The following is a 5,596-nucleotide window of genomic DNA, read 5'->3' as shown; positions in this document are numbered from 1 at the left end:
CAGACTACCTACAACTGCATATGCAAGCTAAAACAACTTCAGAAATGCTTTAATTTTCAAATTGACGTTAGGGCTGTTCAAATAAGTAGAAATTGAGGCATTTCAAATGAATTTGGGACACTTCTCCAGGTAATGCTACCCCTGGCTAAAACCGTAACATGACATGGTAGTTTACTTTGGAGAAGTGAACAAATTTACCGTTTGAATTATTGGTTAATCATTCTACTTATAGAGATACATAGTCCCTTTCTTCCATAGAGTTTTTATTATGATTTAGTTAGGAGAGAACAGGATATGACAAAAAGTCAACAAGTTATTGAACAAACGCAAAATTTTGGTGCAGCAAACTATCATCCACTGCCAATCGTAATTTCAGAGGCTGAGGGTGCTTGGGTTAAAGATCCAGAGGGCAACAAATACTTAGATATGTTATCTGCTTATTCAGCTGTAAACCAAGGTCATCGTCACCCAAAAATTATCGCTGCTTTAAAAGAGCAAGCAGATAAAGTAACGTTAACTTCTCGTGCATTTTACAGTGAAAACCTAGGTGAATGGTATGAGCTAGTAGGTAAATTAACAAATAAAGAAATGGTATTACCAATGAATACAGGTGCTGAAGCTGTAGAGACTGCGTTTAAAGCAGCTCGTCGTTGGGCATATGATGTAAAAGGCGTAGAAGATGGTAAAGCTGAAATTATCGCATGTAATGGTAACTTCCATGGTCGTACTATGCTAGCTGTATCTTTATCTTCTGATGAAGAATACCGTCGTGGCTTCGGTCCAATGTTACCAAACGTTAAACTAGTAGATTACGGTAATCTTGAAGCATTAAAAGCGGCTATTACACCAAATACTGCTGCATTTTTAATTGAACCAATTCAAGGTGAAGCTGGTATCGTTATTCCTCCAGAAGGTTTCTTAAAAGCAGCTCGTGAACTTTGCCGTGAAAACAATGTATTATTCATCGCAGACGAAATTCAAGCTGGTTTAGCACGTACTGGTAAAATGTTTGCTTGTGATTGGGAAGAAGTAGAGCCAGATATGTACATCCTAGGTAAAGCACTAGGTGGCGGTGTATTCCCAATTTCTTGTGTGGCTGCAAACCGTAGCATCTTAGGTGTCTTCAACCCAGGCTCACACGGTTCAACTTTTGGTGGTAATCCTTTAGCATGTGCAGTTTCTATTGCATCTATTAAAGTTTTACTTGATGAAAAATTAGCAGAGCGTTCTCATGAGCTTGGCGAATATTTCAAAGGTAAATTAAGAGAAATTAACAACCCAGTCATTAAAGAAGTGCGCGGTCGTGGTTTATTTATCGGTATGGAATTAACAGAGGCTGCTCGTCCATACTGTGAAAAACTAAAAGAACTAGGTTTATTATGTAAAGAAACACATGATACAGTTATCCGTTTTGCACCACCACTAGTGATTTCTCAAGAGGATTTAGATTGGTCAATCGAACAAATTGAAAAAGTATTTAAACTTTAACAAAATGTTCACATTTTAATTCGGAAGTATGTTACAATGATGCCGATAACTATCATTAAAAAAAACAAAGAGGCGATTTAATAATGTCTGAAAACTTAAATCTTTTCACATCAACACAAGATGTCATTCAAGATGCTCTAAATAAACTTGGCTATGATGAAGCAATGTATGAATTACTAAAAGAACCGCTTCGCATGCTCCAAGTACGTATCCCAGTGAAAATGGATGATGGTACAACAAAAGTGTTTACTGGTTACCGTGCACAACATAATGATGCAGTAGGACCAACAAAAGGTGGGGTTCGTTTCCACCCACAAGTATCTGAAGAGGAAGTTAAAGCGCTTTCAATGTGGATGACATTGAAATGTGGTATTGTCGACCTACCATACGGTGGTGGTAAAGGCGGTGTCATTTGTGACCCTCGTCAAATGTCTATGGGCGAAATCGAACGTTTAAGCCGTGGCTACGTACGTGCAGTAAGTCAAATCGTAGGACCAACAAAAGATATTCCTGCGCCAGACGTATTTACAAACGCACAAATTATGGCATGGATGATGGATGAATATAGCCGCATGGATGAATTCAACTCTCCAGGCTTTATCACAGGTAAGCCACTAGTACTTGGTGGTTCTCAAGGTCGTGACCGTGCGACTGCACAAGGTGTTACAATCGTAATCGAAGAAGCAGCGAAAAAACGTGGTATTGATATTAAAGGTGCTCGCGTTGTTATTCAAGGATTTGGTAACGCAGGAAGCTTCCTTGCGAAATTCATGCATGATTTAGGTGCAAAAGTAATCGGTATTTCAGATGCTTATGGTGCACTTCATGATCCTGAAGGTTTAGATATCGACTATTTATTAGATCGTCGTGATAGCTTCGGAACAGTAACAACTTTATTTGAAAACACAATTTCAAACAAAGAATTATTAGAGCTTGATTGTGATATTTTAGTGCCAGCTGCAATTGAAAACCAAATTACTGCTGACAATGCTCACAATATTAAAGCCAATATCGTAGTAGAAGCAGCAAATGGTCCAACAACTGCAGAAGCAACTAAAATCTTAACAGAGCGTGGCATTTTACTTGTACCAGACGTATTAGCCTCTGCTGGTGGTGTGACAGTTTCTTACTTTGAATGGGTTCAAAATAACCAAGGTTATTACTGGACAGAAGAAGAAGTGGAAGAACGTCTATACAAAAAAATGGTTGAAGCATTTGATAATGTATATACAACAGCTACAACACGTAACATCAACATGCGCTTAGCTGCTTACATGGTAGGTGTTCGCCGTACTGCAGAAGCTTCTCGCTTCCGTGGATGGGTGTAAGAAATAAATCAAAAAACGAGTCATTCCTTTAATCGGATGGCTCGTTTTTTTCATGTTTATTCGTATAAATAAGATGTTCAAGTCGCTGCTCCAACATCATTTTTTTCTCCTGCCGAACTCTCCGTACCTGAAGATATTTAAACGTAACGATTCCCCCGATCAACAGAATACAACAAAAAACGACAATTAAAAGCATAGCCATAGCAAAATCCCTTTTCCTTAAAGTAACCCTAACTATACAGATGCAGCCTAAACAAAATCTGAACAGATGAACTGTTACTATCAGATAAAACCATCGTAATGAGCCTTTTGTTCAGATTTTGTTCAGACACAATATAGTACATTAGAATGTGTTGAAAATACTAGAATTATAGGAGGGAGTAGCGAAAATAATTGAAATAAAAGAGTTTTTGAATGGAGGTTTAAAAATGGAGAGGAAACAGAAAAAATGGTGGCAACGTTCATTAGCATTCATGCTCTCGTTAGTGCTAGTGATCAGTAGTTTCTTGGCAGGGGGAATGCCGGTAAGTTATGCTGCTGATGGAGAGATAAATCGGGAAGTATATGTATCCGATGGAGGCAGTGATTTAGGTGATGGAAGCCGAGGGAATCCTTTTAAAACATTGACCAAGGCCTATGAAAAGGTAGCTAGCGGGGGGACGATATATGTCTCGGGAAAAATCACATTGTTACATCCATTCCCTAAATTTGATGGCAAGAATGTTACAATTACCACGGCACCCGAAGATAAAGAAACTGCTGTGATTCAGCGAGGCGCGGTAGGCGGTATAGGAACTGGTACTCTTTTTGATCTTTATAATGGTCATTTTATTTTGAAAAAAATTATTATTGACGGCAGTTTCGGAGAAGATAAGTCTGAGGGTAGAATAATTAATCTAAATATTAATACAATACTGACCATTGAAGAAGGTACTGTTTTACGTAACAATTTTTCAAAATATCCTGGAAGCGCAGTCATTCTCAATAATGCTAGTGCAGTGGCAGAAATGACTGGTGGGGAAATTATTAATAATAAGCATGACAGTACAGGAGCTGTCCACATTAATTCATCTGGTGCAAAATTCACTATGACTGGAGGTAAAATTACAGGCAATAGTGGTGGTGGAGTTCAAGTAAAGGACGGAGAGTTTAACCTTTCTGGCAATGCAGACATCACGGGCAATACTATAGGGAATTCAGAGCGAAATGTTTATTTGGAAGGAACTAAGCTTCTTACTCTAAGTGGAGAGTTCACTGGGAAAGCGGGCATTACCGCTCTAAATCGTATGACTGCTAGGGAGCAGTTCGGAAAAGCAAATGTTGGAGATTTGAAAGGTATAGAAAATTTGATTGCTGATAACAATCCTCTTCTTTTTGCAGGCTATGGTGAAAATAATGCCTTGATATGGCAAGAACTGAATGTAACAATAACTTCACCAACAGGCACAGTGAAAAATGGAAAACCAACATTTACAGGTACAGCAACACCAGGGGCAACACTCACTGTAAAAGTAGGAAAGAACATCACCTTAACTGCACAAGCAGATAAAGATGGAAACTGGAGTGTAACACCAGAAACAAATATACCTGATGGAGCATATACAGTAGAAGTATCAGCATCAATAGATGATAAAATATCCACACCAGTAACAAAAGAGATCACAGTAGATACAATTACATCTGACGGTCCAGCTATCACAACATCTCCAGGGGATACTGTGGCTGTTATTGTGAATAATAAAATTGAAAATGGCGCTGTTGTAGTAGATGCAGGAGTAACACTTGACTCGAGTGTTTTAAATGGATATGAAGATAATTTAAACGGCGCAACTGTAGCGATTGAAAACTTCAAAGCAGAGGACAAACTTGAATATACAAATGTAAATGGTATTACAGGTAATTTCAATCCTGCAACAGGGATACTAACATTAAGTGGTAAAGCATCAATTGAAGACTATCAAGCTATACTACGAAGTGTAACATTTACAACAACGTCAACTGATCAAACGGATCGTAATATAACGTTCACATTAGGTAGTGCATTAGCATTTAGTGAGAATGGACACTTTTATGAATATATAAACAAAGATGCTCCTATTACATGGTTTAATGCAAAAAAGGAAGCTGAAGAAAAAAATTACTTTGGCCGAAAAGGATATCTTGTTACAATCACAGGTAAAAACGAAAATAACTTTGTCAAGGAAAAGACGTTAGGTCTTGGTTGGATTGGTGCTAAAGATATCGAACGAAATGTAGATAATAATCCTGATGGGGGAACTTTCCCTAAACAAATTGGTGACTGGCGATGGGTAACTGGTCCAGAGGGGCTAATAGATCAAGGAAAAGGTTTGAAGTTTTATACGGGTTATTCACCTGGAAAAATTGAACCAGATATGTATAGTAATTGGCAATCGGGTGAACCAAATGATTATAACGGTATTGGTGAATATGTAGCGCATATTTTTGGGCCAAAAGAATCTAATCCTGGACAATGGAATGATTATAGGCCTAATGATCCGTCTGTTAAAGGTTACGTTATCGAGTATGGTGGCATGCCAGAGGATGAAAATTTTGCATTAAGTGCATCCAAAAAGATTGTATTTGTCGAGGCGCCAACTGTTGAGATAATCAAGCCAGAGGGTGATAAAATTACAACATCGAAACCAATTTTCGAAGGATCTGTAACAAAAGGTTCAGAAGTAACAGTAGAAATTAAAGATAAAGCTGGAAATGTCATCGATACACCAACTGTAACAGTGAATCCAGATGGTACATGGAGC

Annotated in this window: 4 protein-coding genes; 3 read left to right on the top strand and 1 reads right to left on the bottom strand. The window is 38.1% G+C overall.

The features are described 5' to 3' along the window. Nucleotides 1-294 precede the first annotated feature (294 nt). Complete coding sequence (locus tag RT445_RS17990; RefSeq protein WP_274794208.1) at nt 295-1,488, top strand: ornithine--oxo-acid transaminase; 1,194 nt, start codon at nt 295-297, stop codon at nt 1,486-1,488. Nucleotides 1,489-1,571: 83 nt separating this feature from the next. Beyond that, nucleotides 1,572-2,816, top strand: coding sequence for a Glu/Leu/Phe/Val family dehydrogenase (locus RT445_RS17985; RefSeq protein WP_036119847.1), 1,245 nt, complete (start codon nt 1,572-1,574; stop codon nt 2,814-2,816). A 28-nt stretch (nt 2,817-2,844) separates the two neighbouring features. Here the strand turns inward: RT445_RS17985 and RT445_RS17980 are convergent, their stop codons facing one another. Then, nucleotides 2,845-3,018: a hypothetical protein gene (locus RT445_RS17980; protein WP_312505800.1), complete on the bottom strand. Its 174-nt coding sequence runs from the start codon at nt 3,016-3,018 to the stop codon at nt 2,845-2,847. Nucleotides 3,019-3,244: 226 nt separating this feature from the next. Here RT445_RS17980 and RT445_RS17975 point away from each other — a divergent pair. Further along, the coding region (locus RT445_RS17975) for an Ig-like domain-containing protein (RefSeq protein ID WP_313471148.1) at nt 3,245-5,596 on the top strand (2,352 nt) is incomplete at its 3' end.

Source organism: Lysinibacillus sp., assembly GCF_032093475.1.
In the GTDB taxonomy this organism is placed as follows: Bacteria; Bacillota; Bacilli; order Bacillales_A; family Planococcaceae; genus Lysinibacillus; species Lysinibacillus irui.
The sequence above is the reverse complement of the archived record's forward strand: the minus strand, read 5'-3'. Positions and strand labels throughout refer to the sequence as shown.